Below are 19,365 nucleotides of genomic sequence, written 5' to 3' on the forward strand. Positions count from 1 at the left end.
GAAAGAAGAAATCTTCTTCATGCAGGAGGCCCGAATGTCCCACCCAGACGCCCGCCAGGCGGGACTCTTCTCCATCGGCGGTGACATCCCGGTCGCCCGGATGGGTTTCGGCGCCATGCGCATCACCGGGCGCGGCATCTGGGGCGACCCGCCGGACCGCGATCGTTCCCTGGCCACCCTGCGGCGCGCGGCGGCGTGCGGCGTCACGCTGATCGACACCGCCGACAGCTACGGCCCTTGTGTCAGCGAGGACCTGATCCGCGCCGCGCTGCATCCCTATGATGGGCTGACGATCGCGACCAAGGGCGGCCACACGCGGCATGGTCCCGATATCTGGCGCCCGGTCGGCAACCCCAATTACCTGCGCCAGTGTGTGCTGATGAGCATGCGCCGCCTGGGCGTGGCGCGGATCGACCTGTGGCAGTTGCATCGCGTGGGGCCCGACTGCCCGCCCGAGGCGCAGTTCGAGGTGATCGCCGCGATGCGCCAGGAAGGGCTGATCCGCCATGTCGGCCTGTCCGAGGTCTCGGTGGACATGATCGAACGCGCGGCGCGCTTCTTCCCGGTCGCCACGGTGCAGAACCGCTACAACCTGGTGAACCGCGCGTCCGAGGACGTGCTGGAATACTGCATCGCGCACGGGATCGGCTTCATTCCCTGGGCGCCGCTGGCGGCGGGCGGGCTGACGCAGGGCCATACCGCGCTGGCCCGGACGGCGGCCGACCTGCAAGCCACGCCGGGGCAGGTGGCGCTGGCCTGGCTGCTGCGCCGCGCTCCGGTCATGCTGCCGATCCCCGGCACCGGCAGCCCCGACCATGTGGATGAAAACACCGCCGCCGCCGGGCTGGTGCTGGACGACGCCACGTTCGCGCAACTGGACAGGGAAGGGCGCGAGGAATGGCACCGGCTGTCGGGTTCCTGAGCGCGGGACGAGACGCGGGCGCGCGACAATGCTAGGACACCGCCTATCGTGATGGACCCTCTTGTGCTGGACATTGCTCCCTTGGACCTCGCCTGTTGGACCCCGGATGATTTTTCCTAACGGATCGGACCGCGACGGCCGGATGCTCGTCACCTCGCGCGTGGGCGGGAACGGCCCGTCGGACGGCGGGGCGCCCCCGGGCCGTACCGGCGGCTTCGGCCTGACCGGTCCGGGGGGCGGCCCGCGCCGGCCGCGCTTTCGCCTGGTGCGTCGCATCGCCGGGGGCGGGATGGCGCTGCTGATACTGGCGACGGCCGCCGGCGGCCTGGTCGCATGGACGAAATACGAACAACTGGTGTCCGACCTGCCGACGGTGGACGGCCTGCGGACCTACCAGCCCCCGGTCATGAGCCGGCTTTATTCCGGCGACGACCGCGTGATGGCCGAACTGGCGGCGGAACGGCGCGTCTTCGTGCCCTACAGCGCCATTCCCGACCGGGTGAAGAACGCCATCATCGCGGCCGAGGACCAGAAATTCTATACCCATGGCGGCGTCGATCCGTTCGCGATCATCCGCGCGGGCCTGACCGACCTGACCATGCAGAAGGGCCATCGGCCGCTGGGCGCCTCGACGATCACCCAGCAGGTGGCGCGCATCATGCTGCTGGGCACCAACGCCGTGTCGCTGCAACGCAAGGCCAAGGAGGCCCTGCTGGCAATCCGGATCGAGCAGACCCTGCCGAAGGACAGGATCCTCGAAATCTACCTGAACGAGATCTATCTGGGCGCGGGTGCCTATGGCGTCGCCGCCGCCGCGCAGACCTATTTCAACAAGCCGCTGGACCAGCTGGACAATGCCGAGGCCGCGTTCCTCGGCGCGCTGCCCAAATCGCCGACCAACTACAACCCCTATCGCTTTCCCGAGGCGGCGCGCGGGCGGCGCGACTGGGTGCTGCAGCGCATGGCCGAACTGGGCGCCATCACCGAGGACGAGGCCCGCATGGCGCAGGCCGAGCCGCTGGTGCCGCAGGCCTTCGTCCGCCCCGGCCCGGTCCCCGGGTCCGAATGGTTCGCCGAGGACGTGCGGCGCGCGCTGATCGAACGCTACGGGCTGGACACCACCATGCAGGGCGGCCTGCTGGTCCATACCAGCCTCGACCCCCATCTGCAGCAGATCGCGACCGGCGCGGTGCGTGACGGGCTGATGGCCTATGACCACGACCATGGCGGCTGGCGCGGGCCGGTCGGCCATCTGGACGGCGTTACGGCCGCCGCGAGCGTGCCCGACGCATGGCAGCCCGCGCTGGCGGCGGTGGCGAAGCCCGCCGGCATGCTGGAATCCTGGCGCCTGGGCGTGGTCCTGTCCCCCACGACGGGCGAGGTCGGATGGCTGGAAGGGCCGGCCTCGCACGGCGTGCCGCACACCGGACGGCTGCTGGCGCGTGACATGGCGTGGATGCGGCGCTGGCGCCTGCCGCGCGCGGGCGACCTGGTCATGATCGAACCCCAGGCCACGGGCGGCGGCGCCGCGCTGCGGCAGATCCCCCGCGTCGAAGGTGCGCTGGTCACGATGGACGTGCGCACCGGCCGCGTGCTGGCCATGGTCGGCGGCTGGTCGTTCGCCCAGTCGCAGTTCAACCGCGCGACCCAGGCGTTCCGCCAGCCCGGATCGTCCTTCAAGCCGTTCGTCTACCTGACGGCGATGGAACAGGGGATTTCGCCGTCGCAGAAATTCGACGATTCGCCGGTGTCCTACGGAACCTGGCACCCGAACAATTACGAAAAGGATTTCTGGGGCCCCACCACGCTGCATGACGCGCTGCGGGAATCGCGCAACCTGGTGACGATCCGCCTGGCGGCCCATATCGGCATGAAGTCGGTGGCGGCCATGGCCGCCAACCTGCATCTGGTCGATGCCATGCCGCATGTCCTGCCCGCCGCCCTGGGCGCGGTGGAAACCACCGTGCTGCGCGAGGCCGGGGCCTATGCCACCATAGCCTCCGGCGGCCGTCTGGTCACGCCCAGCCTGATCGACGACGTGCAGGATCGCGACGGCCACGTGCTGTGGCGGCCCACGGGCATGGATCTGCAGGCCGCGCCCGCCGCCCCGCCTGCCCAGGCGCCCACCGCTTCCGCCTCCCTTCCGGCGCTTCCCACCGTGCCGGCCGACGGGCCCGCGATCATCGATACCCGGCCGCAGGTCGTCTCGCCCGCCAGCGCGTTCCAGATCACCACGATGATGCGCGATGTGATCCTGCGCGGCACCGGCGTGCAGGCGGGGGCGGGCATCGACCGTCCCATCGTGGGCAAGACCGGCACCAGCCAGAACTTCAACGATGCCTGGTTCGCGGGCTTCTCGCCTGAAATCGTGACGGTCGTGTGGGTCGGCTTCGATACGCCGGCGACCCTGGGCAAGGCCGAAACGGGTGCCGCCATCGCCGGACCGATATGGAACCGGGTGATGAAGGCGGTGCTGGCCGACCGGCCGAAGCTGGATTTCCCGGTGCCCGAGGGGATCACGCTGGCACGCTACGACACCGGCATGGGCATGGCGGTGGACGCGTTCAAGCCGGACCAGGTGCCGGGTATCAGTTCCGACCTGTTCGCCAATGCGACGGGCGCGCTGACCGCCGCCGATACCGGGGCCGAGACCATGCCCGACTCCGAAAGCGACATGGCGGCCTCTCCCTCGGTCGGCACGCCCGAAGGCGGCGCGCCCGGCGTGGGTTCCGGCACCGGTCCCGCGCCGCAGGCGGGGCCGTCCGGACCCCCCGCGGCGCCTGCCGGCGGGGGTGACATCGGCATGGGCGGCCTGTATTGACGCCGTGCGCCCGCTGCGGCGGGCCCCCTTTTCCTGACGGAGACCTGTTTCATGTCTGCCGAGACCGATTCCCTCAACGAACAGATCAAGCAGTCGGTGGCGCTGCTGAGGAGGCATCTTTGACTGGGATGTCGCACTTGGCCGTCTCGCGGAACTGAACAACCGGGCGGAGGATCCGGATCTGTGGAACGATCCCGACACCGCCCAGAAACTGATGCGCGAGCGCACCCTGCTGGCCGGGCAGGTCGAGGGCGTGCAGCGCCTGGAAGCCGACGTCCGCGACACGCTGGACCTGGTCGAACTGGCCGAAATGGAGGGCGATGACGCTGTCCTGAAGGACGCGGTGCAGATGCTGCGCGCCCTGGCCGAGGAGGCCAAGCGCCGCGAGACCGAAAGCCTGCTGTCCGGCGAGGCCGACAGCAACGACTGCTATCTGGAAGTCAATGCCGGCGCCGGCGGGACCGAAGCCCAGGACTGGGCCGAAATGCTGCTGCGCATGTACACCCGCTGGGCCGAGCAGCACGGTTACAAGGTCGCGCTGATGGAAAGTTCGGAAGGCGAGCAGGCGGGGCTGAAATCGGCGACGATCCAGGTCACCGGCCCCAACGCCTATGGCTGGCTGAAGACCGAGGCCGGAGTGCATCGCCTGGTGCGCATTTCGCCCTTCGACGCGGCGGCGCGGCGACAGACCTCGTTCGCCTCGGTCTGGGTCTATCCGGTGGTGGATGATTCGATCGAGATCGAGATCAACGAAGCCGACCTGAAGGTCGATACGTTCCGTGCCTCGGGTGCCGGCGGCCAGCACGTCAACAAGACGGAATCGGCCATCCGCATCACTCATATCCCCACCGGGATCATCGTCGCCTGCCAGACCGACCGTTCGCAGCATCGCAACCGCGCCACGGCGATGACGATGCTGAAGGCGCGGATGTACGAGCAGGAACTGCAGCGGCGCGAGGCCGCGGCGGCGCAGACCGAGGCGGCGAAGACCGATATCGGCTGGGGACACCAGATCCGTTCCTACGTCCTGGCGCCCTATCAGCTGGTCAAGGACCTGCGTACGAGTGTCGAGCGCGGCAATCCCGACGCCGTGCTGGACGGCGACCTGGACGACTTCATGGCCGCGGCCCTGGCCGCCCGGGTGGGCGCCACCCGGTCGGAGGCGAGCGCTTCCGCCCAGTAACGGTGCCGCAGCAATGCCGCGAGGTCGCGCCGGATCGGGGCGGGGATGGCGGAGCCATCCCCGCCTTTTTTATGGCACGTCCGCACGCGCATCCCGGGCGGATTCGAACCGGACGGTGCCGCGCACGTTACACGAGATTGCGCTCCCGGTGCCCGTGGGTCGGGCCGGCACCGTTTTCGTATCGCCCCTGCACAGACAGGCGGCACGGCGCGAAAAATGGCAGAATTGATGGCCCGTGCTTAAAAATCGCCGGTTTTTGGCCATTTATGACAGGCGGTTAATATGGCCAATTTTTAGGCCAGTGATGACAAAATGCTCGTTTCGGATTGAGTAAATATCTTGCTTGACATGAGGGGGGGGCAATAGCCCAATTCAATGGCTTGGCGGCATTTCGATGGCTGTCCGGCCAGGTCGGAACGCAGGGGATCGTTGGGTCTCCGATGCTGTTTTCGTGTGTCCTGAATGCCTCAGCGGTCCGCGCCGCGATGCATGGTCCCGGTCTTCCGGGACGGGAGCCGAAGCTGCCTCAGTGGTGCTGATTTGTCGTGGGTTTGAGTGCCGAAACCGGCGCGGACGAGAGGTTAAGGAGGTTTCGACATGAACTACGCGGAACAACAACGCAGTCCGATGAAGCATATCGTCGGGATTACTGTCGTTGTTCTCCTGCACGTGGTTCTGATCTGGGCGTTGATGAACGGCCTCGGGGCGAAGATCGTCCAGGAGTTGCACCCGCCCATCCAGACCAAGATTATCACCGAGCCCAAGCCGCCGCCGCCGCCCCCGCCGCCGCCGCCGCCGCCGGTGATGACGCAGCCGCCGCCGCCGTACATTCCGCCGCCGAAGATCCAGATCCAGCCGCCGCCGCAGCAGGTGATCCGCCAGGTGACGCACACGCCGCCGCCCAAGCCGATGCCGCCCGCGGCCAGCGTGGCGCCGCCCGCGCCAAACGCGCCGGTCGGTCCGCCGGTTCCGGATCATCTGGCGGGCGCGCGCCCGGTGAACAACGTCAAGCTCGAATATCCCGAGGAGGCGCTCGAGGAAAATCGCGAGGGACGCGTGACCGTGCTGTGCGACGTGGAAGCGACCGGCGAGACGACCAACTGTGCCGTCACCAGCGTGCAGGGCGGGCAGGAATTCGCCCAGGCCGCGCTGGATTACGTCCGCCGCGCCAGGTATCAGCCTGCGGTCAAGAATGGTGTTCCCATCAAGGAATTCCACCATCCGTATACGATTACCTTCAGGCTCAGCAACGACTGAAGGTTACCGAAGTTGCCGGAGCCGGCCGGGTGAACCCGACGGCTCCGGGGTTCCGGAAAACGGGCCATCTACCACAAAGGATTTGGAGTACATGACCAGACTGCACCGTGTTCCTGTCGTTGCCGCGTCGGCCCTGGCGGCCGTTCTGAGCGTCTCGTCGCCCGTCATTGCGGTCGCGCAGGATGCACAGTCCGCCGCTCCGGCCGCCGCTCCTGCTCCTGACGCGTCCGCTCCCGCCGCCCCCGCTCCGGGTGCGCCGGCTGCCGCCGCTCCGGCCGCGCCCGACGCTTCGGCTCCGGCTGCCCCGGCCGCCGGCGCTCCCGCCCCGGATGCCTCGGCTCCGGCCGCGACCCCCGCTCCGGACGCGTCCGCGCCGGCCGCGCCCGCGGTGACCCCGCCGGCCGAAGACGCCGCCGCGGCCAAGCCCGCCGGCAACCCGTACGGCCTCGATGCCCTGTGGCGGAACGGCGACATCATCGCGCGCGGCGTTCTGCTGATCATGGTCGCCATGTCGCTGGGCACGTGGTACATCATGGTCACGAAGTTCTTCGAACAGGCCCGCATGTTCTCGGCCGCCAAGGAGGCTTCGAGCGTGTTCTGGACGAAGTCCTCGATCCAGGAAGGCGCCGCGGCGCTGAAGCCGACCTCGCCGTTCCGCTACATCGCCGATACCGGCATCGTCGCGGCCGAGCATCATGAGGGCACGATGCAGGAATCGATCGACCTGCATAGCTGGACGTCCATGTCCATCCAGCGCGCGGTCGATACCATCCAGTCGCGCCTGCAGGGCGGCCTGGCCTTCCTGGGCACCGTCGGTTCCACCTCGCCGTTCGTCGGTCTGTTCGGCACCGTCTGGGGTATCTATCACGCCCTGACCGCCATCGGCATCGCCGGCCAGGCGTCGATCGACAAGGTTGCCGGCCCGGTCGGTGAATCGCTGATCATGACCGCCATCGGTCTGGGCACCGCCGTTCCGGCCGTGCTGGGCTACAACCTGCTGGTTCGCCGCAACAAGGGCGCGATGGACAAGGTCCGCAACTTCGCCGCCGACCTGCAGTCGATCCTGCTGGGTGGCTTCCGTCACGGCGTGACGCCGGACATCGTGGTGCGCCCCGATGACTCGCCGACCACCACGACGACCTCCAACCGGGTTGCCTGAACATGGCGATGCAAGTCGGAGGCGGCGGCGATGAAGACGAGGTGGTGTCCGCCATCAACACCACTCCGCTTGTCGACGTCATGCTGGTGCTGCTGATCATCTTCCTGATCACCATCCCGGTCGCAACGCATACCATCAAGGTGACCCTGCCCAAGGACGCCAACCAGCCCACCCAGACCAGGCCCGGAAACGTGGTCCTGGCGGTGACGGAAAACGGCCAGATCTACTGGAACGAAGTCGCGGTCAAAAGCCGCGCCGACCTTCTGGACAGGCTGGAAAAGGTGGCCGTCATCAAGCCGCAGCCGCAGATCCAGATCCGCGGCGACGCCAAGGCGCGGTACGAATCCGTGGGACGGGCGATCGCGACCTGCCAGGAGGCCGGGATCTACCACGTGGATTTCATTACCGAGCAGCCGCACTCGGACTGACGGACGGCGTGACCCGGTTCCGGCCTGCCGGAACCGGGGACACCGGGGGATTCACATCCGGGCACTGGCCCGCGTATTTAGAGAGTACACCGCCATGGGCATGAATGTCGGCGCTGAAAGCACCACCGAAGACGAAGGCATCGTCGATATCAACACGACGCCGCTGATCGACGTCATGCTGGTGCTGCTGATCATGCTGATCATCACCATTCCGCTGCAGACCCATTCGGTCGCGCTGGACCTGCCGCAGGGCAATCCGCCGCCCTCGACCGAGGTGCCGAAGGTCGTGACCGTTGCCATCGATTTCGATAACAGCATTTCGTGGAATGGCGAGCCGATCACCGACGAGGGCTCGTTGCAGGCGCATTTCGTCGCGGCGGCGGCGCAGCCCGACCAGCCGGAAATGCACATCCACCCGAATCGCCTGGCCGATTACAAGACGGTGGCGCATGTCCTCGCGGATGCCCAGAGGCTTGGCATGACCAAGCTGGGTATCGTAGGTCAGGATCAGTTCATGGAAGGACAGTGAGCTGATGTCATCGAGTCTGTTCCGCGCCGGCCTTCTCGCCGGTGCGATCGTTGCACTTCCCTTTTCGATGTCCGTCGCCGGGTCTGCCCAGGCCGCGGATACATTGAGCATGAAGGTCGGCAAGCCGCTGCAGCAGGCGCAGACCGCCCTGGCCGCGCACAAATATGCCGCGGCGATGAGCGCCGTCGACACCGCCGAGGCGGTGCCGGGCAAGACCGACTACGAAGAATACACCATCGCGCAGATGCGCGCCGCCGTCGCGGCGCAGTCGGGTGACGTGGCGGCCGCCACCGCCGCCTATGACAAGCTGATCGCCTCCAGCCGCACCCCCAAGGATGCCAAGCTGCAGATGATGATGGCCGAGGCCACGATGGCCTACACCGCCAAGGACTATCCGCGCGCGGTGACAGGGATCGAGCGGTACCTGCACGCGGCGGGCAGCAATCCGGCGATGGAAACGCTGCTGATCCAGTCCTACTACCTGCAGCGGGACTATGCGAACGCCGCCCGGGTGCAGCAGGCGCAGATCGACGCGGAAGTGAAGGGCGGCAAGGTCCCGACCGAATCCCAGCTTCAGCTTCTGGCGGCCTGTCAGACGCAGCTCAAGGACCTGTCGGGCCTGAACCGCACTTATGTCACGCTGGCGTCCTATTATCCCAAGCCGGAATACTGGGCGCTGATCCTGCATGGGCTGATGGTCAACCCCAAGGTTCCGCCGGGGCTGCAACTCGACATCTATCGCATCCGTCAGGCGGCGGGCGTGCTGACCGCGCCGGCCGACTACATGGACATGACCGAACTGGCCATGCAGGCCGGGTTGCCGCAACTGGCGCTGGACCTGATGAATGCCGGCTATGCCAGCGGCGCCCTGGGCAAGGACGCGGGCGCCGCGCGCGAAGCCCGGCTGAAGGCCATGGTCGTGAAGGCGGTTGCGGACAAGAAGGCTACGATCGCGGCGGACGAAGCCGCCGCCGTCAACGCCCCGACCGGGAACGCCCTGCTGACCGCAGGCTACAACTATGTGACCTTCGGCCAGGTGGACAAGGGACTGGCGGTGATGCGCCAGGGGCTGGCGAAGGGCCCGCTGGACCCGAACATCGGCAAGCTGCATCTGGGCCTGGCCCAGGTGGCGGCCGGCCGTACCGCCGACGGGATCGCGACGTTGAAGACCGTGGACGGCGACAATGGCGCGCGCGACATCGCGCAATTGTGGATCCTGAAACTGACCCCCGCTGCGGCGGCTCATCACTGACAGGGCGCCGTCAGGGCTCCGGACGGCAGACCCACGACGCGGATCGGCAGGGCCGGGCGGAATACTCCGCCCGGCCCTGCTGTTGTTATGATATTCTTCCTGTCCCATTCTCTTCAGGATGATGAATACAACCGTGACGATGTCCCAGACCGCTTCCGACGGCGACCTGCCTGCCCGTATCCTCGTTGTGGAAGATGATCCCGGCATGCGCACCCTGCTGGTCAGGGTGCTGCAGGGCGATGGCTACCGCGTGCGCGGCGTGCAGGATGGGCGTGAAATGTGGTCGGCGCTGGCGACCTCGCCGGCCGATCTGATCGTGCTGGACGTGATGCTGCCCGGCACCAACGGGCTGGATCTGTGCCGGTCGCTGCGGCGGGGTGGGGTGCCGGTCGACGGTGTCGTACCCGACCCCCAGATTCCCGTCATCATGGTATCGGCCCGGGGTGAGGAACTGGACCGGGTCGTCGGCCTGGAACTGGGCGCCGACGATTACGTCGCCAAACCCTTCGGCCAGAAGGAACTGCTGGCCCGGGTCCGTGCCGTGCTGCGGCGCGGGACGGGCGGCGCGCCCAATGGGCTTGCGGGGGCGCCCCGGCGGGAAACCCTGAAATTCGCGGGCTGGACGCTGGACCTGCGCCGGCGGGAACTGACCGATCCGTCCGGCACCATCGTCGAGATTTCCGGGGCGGAGCACGACCTGCTGGCCAGCTTCCTGGACAATCCGCAGCGGGTGATCGGCCGCGACCGGCTGCTGGAACTGTCGCGCACGCGCCTGGGCGACGTGTCGGACCGCAGCGTCGACGTGCTGGTCAGCCGCCTGCGCCGCAAGCTGGGCAATGAATCGGAAACCCTGATCCGCACCGTGCGGGGCCTGGGTTACATCTTCACCGCGCCGGTGGACCGAACCTGAACCCATGGCGGGCCCTGCTTCCCAGAACGCGCCGCCCGGTGTCCGGCGGATCACGCTCTGGCCGCGCGGGCTGGTGGGGCGGGTCACGGTCGTGCTGCTGGCCGCCGTCGCCCTGGTGTTCATCGGCAGTTCCGTCTTCTACGAGGAAGCCGAGACCTATACCGTCGACGACGCCCAACTGGACCAGATCGGCGAACGGCTGACGATCGACGCGCGGGTGCTGCTGGCCACGCCTGTGTCGCAGCGGCCCATCCTGGCCACCATGCTGTCGACCGGCGACCTGACGCTGGACTGGAGTGCGCCGGAACCCGTCGCGCCGCCGCGTGCGGAACCGCCGGCCCTGCGCGACCTGCACGGCCGGCTGGCGGCGAACCATGATTTTCTGCGCGGCCCGGCGCTGAACCTGGCGCCGACCAAGATCGGGACGGCCGATATTCGCGGCATCCTGCGCCTGCCCGACGGCAGCCGGATCGGCTTCGTCGCCCCCGATATCCTGCAGCCGCACCACACGACCCGGGGCGTCGCCTCGGCCGCGGTGCTGGCCGGGGCGGTGCTGATGGCGGCGGCGATGCTGGTCCATACGCTCAGCATGCCGCTGCGGGCGCTGGCGGATGTGGCGGACGGCGTGGGATCGGGCCAATGGATTCCGGTCGAGGAAAAGGGCCCCCGGGAAGTGCGCTACCTGGCGCGGGCGATCAACGCCATGCAGGACCGCATCCGGCGGTTGATCGCGGACCGGACCGAGGCCCTGGCCGCCGTGTCGCACGACCTGCGCACGCCGCTGGCGCGCCTGCGCCTGCGGGCCGGCTTTCTGGACGACCCGGAGGTGCAGGGCGCGATCGAGAGCGACGTGGCCGAGATGGAGGCGATGGTCGGCGGGGTCCTGGCCTATCTGTCCGGCGAGAACGATCCCGAATCCGCCCGTCCGGTCGACCTGGCCTCGATCCTGATGACGCTGGCCGACGACGCCGCCGACCAGGGGCGGGACGTCAGCTATGATGGGCCGCCGCAATGGCAGGCCCGGGTGCGGCCGCTGGCGATGAAGCGGGTCTTCGGCAACCTGATCGACAATGCCGTCAATTACGGCCGCCGGGCGCGGATCAGGCTGTCGGTGGAACCCAGGCAGTTGCGGATCCGCATCGACGATGACGGGCCGGGCCTGCCCGAGGCCGAACTGACGCGGGTGCTGACCCCGTTCTACCGGGTCGAGGGCTCACGCTCGCGCGCCACCGGCGGGCTGGGGCTGGGGCTGGCCATCGTCAACCGCGAGGTGGCGCGCGAAGGCGGGCAGTTCGTGCTGTCCAACCGGACCGGCGGAGGATTGCGGGCGGAAATCCTGTTGCCCCGCACCGGTCACGGCGTGGGCGGCGCCGGCAGGTCGGCCATCGACAGGTGAAGTGCGGGTTCGTTGGTGTTCAGCCAGATCCCGTGCGGCGAGCGGCCGGTGCGGATGGTGTCCACGATCTCGCCGCTGTTGGGGTCGATGATCGCGACATGCTGGCGCCAGCGCAGCGTGGCCCACATCTTGCCGTCCGGGGCGAAGACAATGTCGTCCGGCCCGCCGGCCACGTGATAGGACTGCACCACGTTCATCGTGTCCCAGTCCAGCCGTTCGATGATCCCCGATGCACGGCAGGTCACATACAGGTTCTTGTGATCGGGCGAGATGAACAGGTTATGCGGCCCGGGCGCCATCTCGATCCTGCGGTCGATATGACCGTCGGCCGGGTTCACCACCGCGACATAGTCGGTGCCCATGACCCCGACCAGGATCTTGCCGTTGTGCCACAGCACGCCCGCCGGCGTGGACCCGACATCGGTGGTCCACAGCACGTTGCCCGTCGCGGTCTCGATCGCCATCAGCTTGCCGGTGTCCTGCAGGCTGACATAGACGACCGACGAATCGGGCGCGTAATTCATGTGGCTGGGCATCGCATCGGCATGCAGGCGATGCAGCAGGTGGAAATCCGACGCATCGTAGATATCGATCTGGTTGCGGGCCAGGCCGGCGATGGTGAAGAATTTTCCGTCCGGGCTGAACTGCATCTGGTAGGGGTCGGAGAGCGTGATCTCCTTCACCCGCGCGCCCGTCACAGCGTCCAGGAAGAACAGCATGTTGCCCGAGGTATCGCCCACCAGCAGGTATTTGCCGTCCGGCGTGGGCGCCGTGTGGTGCGGTTCGCGCAGGACCGGGACCCGGCGCACTTCCTGATGGGTGTCGATGTCGAATTCGCTGATCGTGGCGTCGGCGGAATTCAGCACGAAGGCCAGCCGTTCGGCCCGGGCAGCCCCGGCGGAGAAGACGATCATCGACGCACAGGCCGCCGCCAGCCAGCCGGCGCGGCGGGACATGCGGGGCGTGTGGCGGAACGGGACGAAAAACATCTTGGGTCGGTGCCTCGGAATCGAAGATGGAGCGCCCGTCACGGATCGCATCCTCTGGGCGGGCCTGCGCCCATGCAAGGCCAGAGCACCCATGACGTGTCAATCCATTTCACACGCTCCGGCCGCCTTTCGCCATGACCTTGCGCAAGGACGCATTGCGTTTCCGTCATCCATGTCCCATGCCCGACCATCCGGGGGCTTGTTTCGGCGGCCATCCTGGCTCATCTGGATTGTAATCGGACTGGTCGAGTCCGCTTTCTGCTGCTCCCCTGGAACAAAGGCCCCCCGATGTTCATCGAAACCGAAGATACCCCTAATCCCGCGACCCTGAAGTTCCTTCCGGGCCGTACCATCGTGCCCGGTCGCGCCACGGCGGATTTCGTCAGCCCCGATGCGGTGGCGGGCCGGTCGAAGCTGGCCGACGCCCTGTTCGGCCAACCGGGCGTCGCGCGCGTCTTCCTGGGTGGTGATTTCGTGGCGGTGACCAAGGACGAGGCCACCGACTGGTCGGTGCTGAAGCCGCAGCTTCTGTCCGTGCTGGTCGATTTCTTCGTCTCCGGCATGCCGGCGATCGAGGACGACGCGGCGGTCGAGGAAGAACTGATCGCCCCGGAGGACGAGGAGATCGTCCGCCAGATCAAGGAATTGCTGGACACGCGGGTGCGGCCGGCCGTGGCCGGCGACGGGGGGGATATCGTGTTTCGCGGCTATCGCGACGGGGTCGTGCGGTTGACGATGCAGGGCGCGTGCTCGGGCTGTCCGTCCTCGCGCGCGACGCTGAAGCATGGTGTCGAGAACATGCTGCGGCATTACGTGCCGGAAGTGGTTTCGGTCGAGCAGGTGGACGCATAACAGGAAAACGACATGGTTCTTGACGAGGCCGGGCTGGACCTGCTGTTCCGTACGGCACGCACGCCCGGGCGCTGGCGCGACGAGCCGGTGCCGGACGAACTGCTGCATCGCCTGTACGACCTTGTGCGGCTGGGCCCGACCTCGGGCAACTGCTCGCCCGCGCGCTTCGTTTTCCTGCGCACGGCGGACAATCGCGAACGGCTGCGTGCCGCCCTGTCCGAAGGCAATGTGGACAAGGTGCTGTCCGCGCCGGTGACGGTGATCGTCGCGCATGATCCGCTGTTCTTTGACCGGTTCGGGACTCTCAATCCCGAACCCGGGCTGCGGGCCTGGTTCGCCGCCGATGTCGGCCTGGCGGACGAGACCGCCTTGCGCAACGGCACGCTGCAGGGCGGCTACCTGATCCTGGCGGCGCGGGCGCTGGGGCTGGACGTGCTGCCGATCTCGGGCTTCGACGCCTACGCGGTCGAGGATTCGTTCCTGGCCGGACAGGGCTGGCGCGCCAATTTCCTGGTCAGCCTGGGCTATGCCGACGGACAGCCGGAGCAGCCGCGCGCGCCGCGCCTGTCCTTCGACGATGCCTGCCTGCTGCTCTGACCCCACGGCGGACGCGATGCGGATCCTGGTCCTGAACGGCGCCCCGGCGGGGGCGGACGCCGCCGCCCTGCTGGGCTGCGTGGAGCGCGTGGACGGCGTGCTGCGCCCGGTGCGGATGCTTGACCTGCCCGCGCGGGGCGGGGCGGAGGCAATGCCGGCGCGCTGTGCCGCCCTGCTGGCGGAATGCGGCTGGCGGCCCCGGAACCTGGACCTGATCGCGGCGGTCGTCGGACCCGGATCGTTCACCGGCCTGCGGGCGTCGCTGGCCCTGGCGCAGGGGCTGGCGCTGGGCGCGGGCTGCGACCTGCTGGGGGTGACCGCGGGCGAGGCCCTCGCCTCCGCGCTGCAGGATGAGGCCGGGGCGGGGGCCACCGTGCTGTGCCTGTCGGTCGCGCGGCGCGGGCGCATCTTCGTCGAACAGCCCGGTGGCAACGGGGACGGGACGGTGCGGGCTCAGGCCCTGGACGGGTTTGTCCTGCCGCCGGGGCCGCTGCTGCTGGCGGGCAATGCCGCGGCGGAAACCCGGGCGGCCCTGGGCGGCGCGCGGACGGATATCGCCCTGTCGCGCTGGACGGCGCCGGACGGGGTGATGATCGCCGGGGCCGCGCTGGCGCGCCGTGCCGCCGGCCGGCCGGCGCGCGATGTCCTGCCGCTCTATGTCGATCCGCCGGAGGCGAAGCTGCCGGCCGCCGGCCTGCGGCCGGCCCCATCTTGAATCCTTCACCCTCGAATCCGTCATCCGGGCCGGTGATCCACGCGGCGGGGCCGTATGTGGGGGGCCTGCTGGCCGCGCTGCATCACGATGCCTTTCCGCCCGGGGACCGCTGGGACCGGCCGGCGATGGACACGCTGCTGGGCCTGCCGGGCGTCATCGTCGGGCTGGGCCGGACGGACTGTGCCTCCGTGCCGCAGGGGTTCGTCATGGGGCGTGTGGCGGCGGACGAGGCCGAGATCCTGACCCTGGCGGTATCGGGCGCGGCGCGGCGCCAGGGGCTGGGCCGGGCGCTGCTGGACTGGCTGGGCGCGCAGGCCGTGACCCGGGGCGCGCGGCGCCTGGTGCTGGAAGTATCCGACCGCAACCAGGCGGCCCGGGCCCTGTACGGGGCGGCGGGGTTCGCCGAGATCGGCCGCCGCCGGGCCTATTATGCCGACGGGGCGGACGCCTTCGTGCTGGCGCGCGCGCTGGACGATGCGATGCCCACGGCTTCGTGACGTCAGGCCGGTGCCTTGACGATCAGGATTTCGTGGACCCCGTCGCCTTCATCCGTCTGCTCGGTGATGGCATGGCCCAACTGGCGCACGCTGCGGCTGACATTGTCCAGCGGCACCGTGCCGCGCAGCCTTACCCGTAATTGTCCGCCCCCCGGCAGCCGGTCAAGAGCAAGGCGCGTGCGGACGAACGTCATGGGACAGGTCTCGCCGGTGATGTCGAGCCGGGCGGTTTCGGTATCGATCATTGGACGTTTTCTTCCATCGGGACGTGGTTGCGGCTCTGTCTCGTTCAACTATATAGAGACCCGGTTTATTTGACTGGCGGGATTTAGGTATGGCCAACGAAACGGGTAAGGGTGATCTGAGGGATCTGACGGCGCAGATCACGGCGGCCTATGTCTCCGGCAACAGCGTGGAGACGGCGGCACTGCCGGAGCTGATCCAGAAGATCTATGTCACGCTGGACGGGCTGGGCCGCGTCGTGGCCGAACCGGAGCGTCCGGTCCCCGCGGTATCGCCCAAGAAATCGATCTTCCCGGATTATATTGTCTGCCTGGAAGACGGCAAGAAGCTGAAAATGTTGAAGCGCCATCTGAAAACGGCCTATAACCTGACCCCGGATGAATATCGGGAGCGCTGGGGCCTGCCGCACGACTACCCGATGGTGGCGCCGAATTATGCCAGCCATCGGTCGTCCCTCGCGCGGAAAATCGGCCTCGGAACGAAGCGCGAGGAATGAATGTGGCGTGCCGCGCGGCGGCACGGCCCGATCAAGGGGAGGCGACGCTTCGTTGGACCACACGTCTGATGTTCGGGTTGGGCCGTCGACATGGTAGCGGCAGGCGAGGCTATGGAATCGCGCATCGGGCGCATGTGTATCGAGCGCGGCCTGAAGATGACGGGCCAGCGGCGGGTGATCGCGCGCGTCCTGTCCGAGGCCGAGGACCATCCCGACGTGGAGGAACTCTACCGCCGCGCCGCCGCCCTGGATTCGCGGATTTCGGTCGCGACCGTGTACCGCACCGTGCGCCTGCTGGAAGAGAAGGGCATTCTCGAGCGGCGTGATTTCGGTGGCGGCCGCGCGCGCTACGAGGCGACCGAGGACGGCGACCATTATCACCTGATCGATGTCGACACCGGCAAGGTCGTCGAATTCGAGGACGCCGAACACACTGCCCTGATGCGGCGGATAGCCGACCGGCTGGGATTCGAGCTCGTATCCCATCGCATGGAACTGTTCGCGCGCAGGAAGCCGGCGACGCCGGTCGCGTCAGATGGGGCGGCCGCGCAGCGCGCCGCGGCAAGCAAGGATGAATCACGGCGGTGAGCATCGAGAAACCGACTCAATCCCTGTCGACCCTGGAACTCGACCGTGACGGCTTTCCCGAATTGCGGGGGGGCAACCTGGGGGTGCGCATCGCGGCCAACGACGCCGAGCGTGATGCCGCCCAGGCCCTGCGCTATCGCGTCTTCTACGAGGAAATGGGGGCCAGGCCGGACGAGCGCACCCTGCGCACCCGTCGTGATGTCGATGAATTCGACGAGGTCGCGGACCATCTGCTGGTGATCGATCACGCGATTTCCTCGGGCGCCAAGGGCGTGGTCGGGACCTATCGGCTGATGCAGGGGGATAACGCGCGGAAGCTGGGGCGGTTCTACAGTTCGGGCGAGTACGACCTGTCGCCGCTGACCGACTTTCCCGGACGGCTGCTGGAGGTCGGGCGATCCTGCGTCGATCCGCGCTATCGCGGCCGGGCCGCGATGCAGCTGCTGTGGCGGGGCATCGCGTCCTATATCTTCCTGCACCGGATCGACGTGTTGTTCGGCTGCGCCAGCCTGCCGGGTGTCGACCCCCTGCCGCTGAGCGACGAGCTGACCTACCTCTATCACAACCATCTGGCGCCGCCGGCGCTGCGGCTGCGCGCCCTGCCGCATCGCCGGGTCGAGATGCTGCGTGCCGACCCGCACGCGCTGGACCACCGGCGGTGCCTCGCCCGCCTGCCCCCCCTGATCAAGGGGTACCTGCGGCTGGGCGGTTATGTCGGCGACGGCGCGGTGGTGGACGACCAGTTCAACACGACCGACGTCGCGATCATCGTCAAGAGCGAGCTGCTGGCCGACAAATATTACCGTCATTACGAACGACGGCTGCGTGACGCTCTCGACTAGGGCCATGGCTGCCGGGCCGGCAAGTCCGGCCTGGTCCTGGCGCGCGACGGCGGACCGCGTGTCCGGCGCCCACGGCTGGCGGGCGGACCTGCTGATGCTGCTGGTCGGTGCGCTGGGCGCGCTGGCCTTCCCGCCCGTCGATCTGTTCCCGATCCTGGTGGTATGTTTCGGCCTGCTGATGCGGGCGATCGACCGCGCCGCGTCATGGCGGGGCGCGGGGCGCCGGGGCTTCATGTTCGGGCTGGGTCTGCACACGGCGGGGCTGTACTGGCTGACCGATGCGATCCTGGTCCGTGCCGACACGTTCTGGTGGCTGGTGCCGCTGGCCGCCCCCGGCTGCGCGCTGATCCTGGCCCCGATGGCGGCGGCGCCCGCCGCGCTGTGCCGCCTGGCGCGGGCGGGCTGGCCGCGCTGGCTGGCGTTCGCCGGGTTGTGGACCCTGTTCGACATGGCGCGGGTCTTCATCTTCAGCGGCTTTCCGTGGAATCCCCTGGGCAGCACGTGGGAACTGGATGGCCGGGTGGGTGACGCGATGATCCAGCCCGCATCCTGGATCGGGGTGGACGGGCTGACCCTGTGTACGGTGCTGCTGGCGCTGCTGCCGCTGGCGGGGCGGCGGGGCATCGTGATGGCGCTGGCCGGGCTGGCGGTCTGGGGCGCGGCAGGCTGGGCGCGGCTGGCCGCCCGTCCCGTTCCGGCCGGGCATAATCCGGTCGTCGTGCTGGTGCAGGGCAACGTGCCCGAGACGCAGAAGATCGCCGCCCAGGACGACGCGGCGATCTTTCGCCGCTACCTGGCGCTGACCCGGTCCGGCGTGGCCCAGGCGATGGCGAATCCGGCCTGGTCGGCCGACCATCCGGCCGTGTTCGTCTGGCCCGAAACGGCGTTTCCCGGACTGTTGCAGGAAGACGACCTGGCGCGGCAGATGATCGCCCGGGCCGGCGCCGGGGCGGCTGCGGGCGTGATCGGCAGCATCCGCAGGGATGAAGACGGCCATTGGCGCAACAGCGTGATGGCGGTGGCCGAGCCGGACGGACGGGTGGCCGCACTCTATGACAAGGCGCATCTGGTGCCGTTCGGCGAATACCAGCCCCGGTTCCTGCCGTTCCACGTGGTGCCGGGCGACGGGATGGCGGCGGGGCCGGGCGTGCGGACCTGGCACGTGCCCGGCATGCCGGCGGCCGGTCCCCTGATTTGTTACGAGGTCATCTTCGCGGGCCAGGTTGCCCAGGAAACGGACCGGCCGGACTGGCTGGTCAACGTCACCAACGATGGCTGGTACGGCGACACCGCCGGCCCGCGCCAGCACCTGGCCGCCGTGCGCATGCGCGCGGTCGAGGAAGGGCTGCCGGTGGCCCGGGCCGCGAACACCGGAATATCCGCCGTGTTCGACGCCCACGGGAGCGAACTGGGGCGGCTGGGATGGAACCGCCAGGGGGTGCTGGTCGTTCCCGTGACGGGGTCTCTGCCCATGACGCCCTTCGGCCGTTTCGGCCGCTGGATACCCATTGTGTTGGCGCTGGCCTTAATCATGCCCACTTTGTGGCTTCACATATCCGTGCGGATATTTCGCCGGGCTTGATGCCACGGTCGGTTTTCGTCTTGTCCGATTTGTCTGTTTGTGGCCCTCGGCGGTCTTTTCCGCCGCGCTGGCCATGTTGTCCGTGCCGATCACAGGGAAAATGCGAC

The 19,365-nt window shown here is 68.3% G+C and carries 20 protein-coding genes; 18 read left to right on the top strand and 2 right to left on the bottom strand.

From position 1 onward, the window contains the following. Window positions 1–34: 34 nt before the first annotated feature. The 10 genes from GDIA_RS10500 (at window position 35) to GDIA_RS10545 (ending at window position 11,857) form a co-directional block, all read left to right on the top strand. Entirely contained in the window at window positions 35–922 is an 888-nt protein-coding gene (locus tag GDIA_RS10500) for an aldo/keto reductase (protein ID WP_012554130.1), read from the top strand. Window positions 923–1,028: 106 nt separating this feature from the next. Beyond that, window positions 1,029–3,743, top strand: coding sequence for a penicillin-binding protein 1A (locus tag GDIA_RS10505; protein ID WP_012554131.1), 2,715 nt, complete (start codon window positions 1,029–1,031; stop codon window positions 3,741–3,743). A 51-nt stretch (window positions 3,744–3,794) separates the two neighbouring features. Further along, a protein-coding gene (gene prfB / locus GDIA_RS10510; protein ID WP_144879993.1) for a peptide chain release factor 2 occupies window positions 3,795–4,926 on the top strand; the annotation gives its coding sequence in 2 pieces (ribosomal slippage) (window positions 3,795–3,863 and window positions 3,865–4,926; 1,131 coding nt in all). A 597-nt stretch (window positions 4,927–5,523) separates the two neighbouring features. Beyond that, entirely contained in the window at window positions 5,524–6,183 is a 660-nt protein-coding gene (locus GDIA_RS10515; protein ID WP_012224629.1) for an energy transducer TonB, read from the top strand. 91 nt (window positions 6,184–6,274) lie between these two features. Then, complete coding sequence (locus GDIA_RS10520; RefSeq protein WP_012224630.1) at window positions 6,275–7,342, top strand: MotA/TolQ/ExbB proton channel family protein; 1,068 nt, start codon at window positions 6,275–6,277, stop codon at window positions 7,340–7,342. Between the two features lie 2 nt (window positions 7,343–7,344). Continuing rightward, window positions 7,345–7,770 (top strand): ExbD/TolR family protein, encoded by a 426-nt coding sequence (locus GDIA_RS10525; protein WP_012224631.1) that lies wholly within the window; start codon window positions 7,345–7,347, stop codon window positions 7,768–7,770. Window positions 7,771–7,864: 94 nt separating this feature from the next. Further along, the gene (locus GDIA_RS10530; RefSeq protein WP_012224632.1) at window positions 7,865–8,299 is read left to right on the top strand and encodes an ExbD/TolR family protein; all 435 of its coding nucleotides are present in this window, start codon (window positions 7,865–7,867) and stop codon (window positions 8,297–8,299) included. 4 nt (window positions 8,300–8,303) lie between these two features. Then, window positions 8,304–9,551 carry a tetratricopeptide repeat protein gene (locus GDIA_RS10535; RefSeq protein ID WP_012554132.1) on the top strand — a complete coding sequence of 416 codons (1,248 nt, stop codon included), beginning with the start codon at window positions 8,304–8,306 and terminating at the stop codon, window positions 9,549–9,551. A 139-nt stretch (window positions 9,552–9,690) separates the two neighbouring features. Beyond that, the gene (locus GDIA_RS10540; protein WP_041249723.1) at window positions 9,691–10,461 is read left to right on the top strand and encodes a response regulator; all 771 of its coding nucleotides are present in this window, start codon (window positions 9,691–9,693) and stop codon (window positions 10,459–10,461) included. 4 nt (window positions 10,462–10,465) lie between these two features. Then, window positions 10,466–11,857 (top strand): ATP-binding protein, encoded by a 1,392-nt coding sequence (locus GDIA_RS10545; RefSeq protein ID WP_012224636.1) that lies wholly within the window; start codon window positions 10,466–10,468, stop codon window positions 11,855–11,857. Here the strand turns inward: GDIA_RS10545 and GDIA_RS10550 are convergent. Beyond that, window positions 11,815–12,846, bottom strand: a complete 1,032-nt coding sequence (locus tag GDIA_RS10550) for a YncE family protein (RefSeq protein WP_012554133.1) — start codon at window positions 12,844–12,846, stop codon at window positions 11,815–11,817. The genes GDIA_RS10545 and GDIA_RS10550 overlap by 43 nt on opposite strands. A gap of 288 nt (window positions 12,847–13,134) precedes the next feature. On the opposite strand from GDIA_RS10550, the gene GDIA_RS10555 reads away from it, so the two are divergent. From GDIA_RS10555 to GDIA_RS10570, 4 genes are read left to right on the top strand one after another with little or no spacing between them, the layout of a single operon-like run. Further along, entirely contained in the window at window positions 13,135–13,698 is a 564-nt protein-coding gene (locus tag GDIA_RS10555; protein ID WP_012224642.1) for a NifU family protein, read from the top strand. Window positions 13,699–13,710: 12 nt separating this feature from the next. Beyond that, a complete protein-coding gene (locus tag GDIA_RS10560; RefSeq protein ID WP_012224644.1) occupies window positions 13,711–14,295 on the top strand; it encodes a malonic semialdehyde reductase in 585 nt (194 codons plus the stop codon). A gap of 16 nt (window positions 14,296–14,311) precedes the next feature. Continuing rightward, window positions 14,312–15,010 (top strand): tRNA (adenosine(37)-N6)-threonylcarbamoyltransferase complex dimerization subunit type 1 TsaB, encoded by a 699-nt coding sequence (gene tsaB, locus GDIA_RS10565; RefSeq protein WP_012224646.1) that lies wholly within the window; start codon window positions 14,312–14,314, stop codon window positions 15,008–15,010. Further along, the gene (locus GDIA_RS10570; protein WP_012224648.1) at window positions 15,007–15,507 is read left to right on the top strand and encodes a GNAT family N-acetyltransferase; all 501 of its coding nucleotides are present in this window, start codon (window positions 15,007–15,009) and stop codon (window positions 15,505–15,507) included. The genes tsaB and GDIA_RS10570 overlap by 4 nt, the downstream gene beginning before the upstream one ends. Window positions 15,508–15,509: 2 nt before the next feature. Here the strand turns inward: GDIA_RS10570 and GDIA_RS10575 are convergent, their stop codons facing one another. Further along, entirely contained in the window at window positions 15,510–15,752 is a 243-nt protein-coding gene (locus tag GDIA_RS10575) for a sulfurtransferase TusA family protein (RefSeq protein WP_012224650.1), read from the bottom strand. 89 nt (window positions 15,753–15,841) lie between these two features. Here GDIA_RS10575 and GDIA_RS10580 point away from each other — a divergent pair, with 89 nt between their 5' ends. The 4 genes from GDIA_RS10580 to lnt all read left to right on the top strand — a co-directional run bounded on the left by GDIA_RS10580 (window position 15,842) and on the right by lnt (window position 19,258). Further along, window positions 15,842–16,246: a Ros/MucR family transcriptional regulator gene (locus tag GDIA_RS10580; protein ID WP_012224652.1), complete on the top strand. Its 405-nt coding sequence runs from the start codon at window positions 15,842–15,844 to the stop codon at window positions 16,244–16,246. A gap of 90 nt (window positions 16,247–16,336) precedes the next feature. Further along, window positions 16,337–16,834, top strand: coding sequence for a Fur family transcriptional regulator (locus GDIA_RS10585; RefSeq protein WP_012224654.1), 498 nt, complete (start codon window positions 16,337–16,339; stop codon window positions 16,832–16,834). Then, window positions 16,831–17,676 (top strand): GNAT family N-acetyltransferase, encoded by an 846-nt coding sequence (locus GDIA_RS10590; RefSeq protein WP_012224657.1) that lies wholly within the window; start codon window positions 16,831–16,833, stop codon window positions 17,674–17,676. The genes GDIA_RS10585 and GDIA_RS10590 overlap by 4 nt, the downstream gene beginning before the upstream one ends. Before the next feature lie 4 nt (window positions 17,677–17,680). Further along, entirely contained in the window at window positions 17,681–19,258 is a 1,578-nt protein-coding gene (gene lnt, locus GDIA_RS10595) for an apolipoprotein N-acyltransferase (RefSeq protein ID WP_012224659.1), read from the top strand. Window positions 19,259–19,365 lie beyond the last annotated feature (107 nt).

This window comes from Gluconacetobacter diazotrophicus PA1 5 (genome assembly GCF_000021325.1).
Lineage (GTDB): Bacteria > Pseudomonadota > Alphaproteobacteria > Acetobacterales > Acetobacteraceae > Gluconacetobacter > Gluconacetobacter diazotrophicus.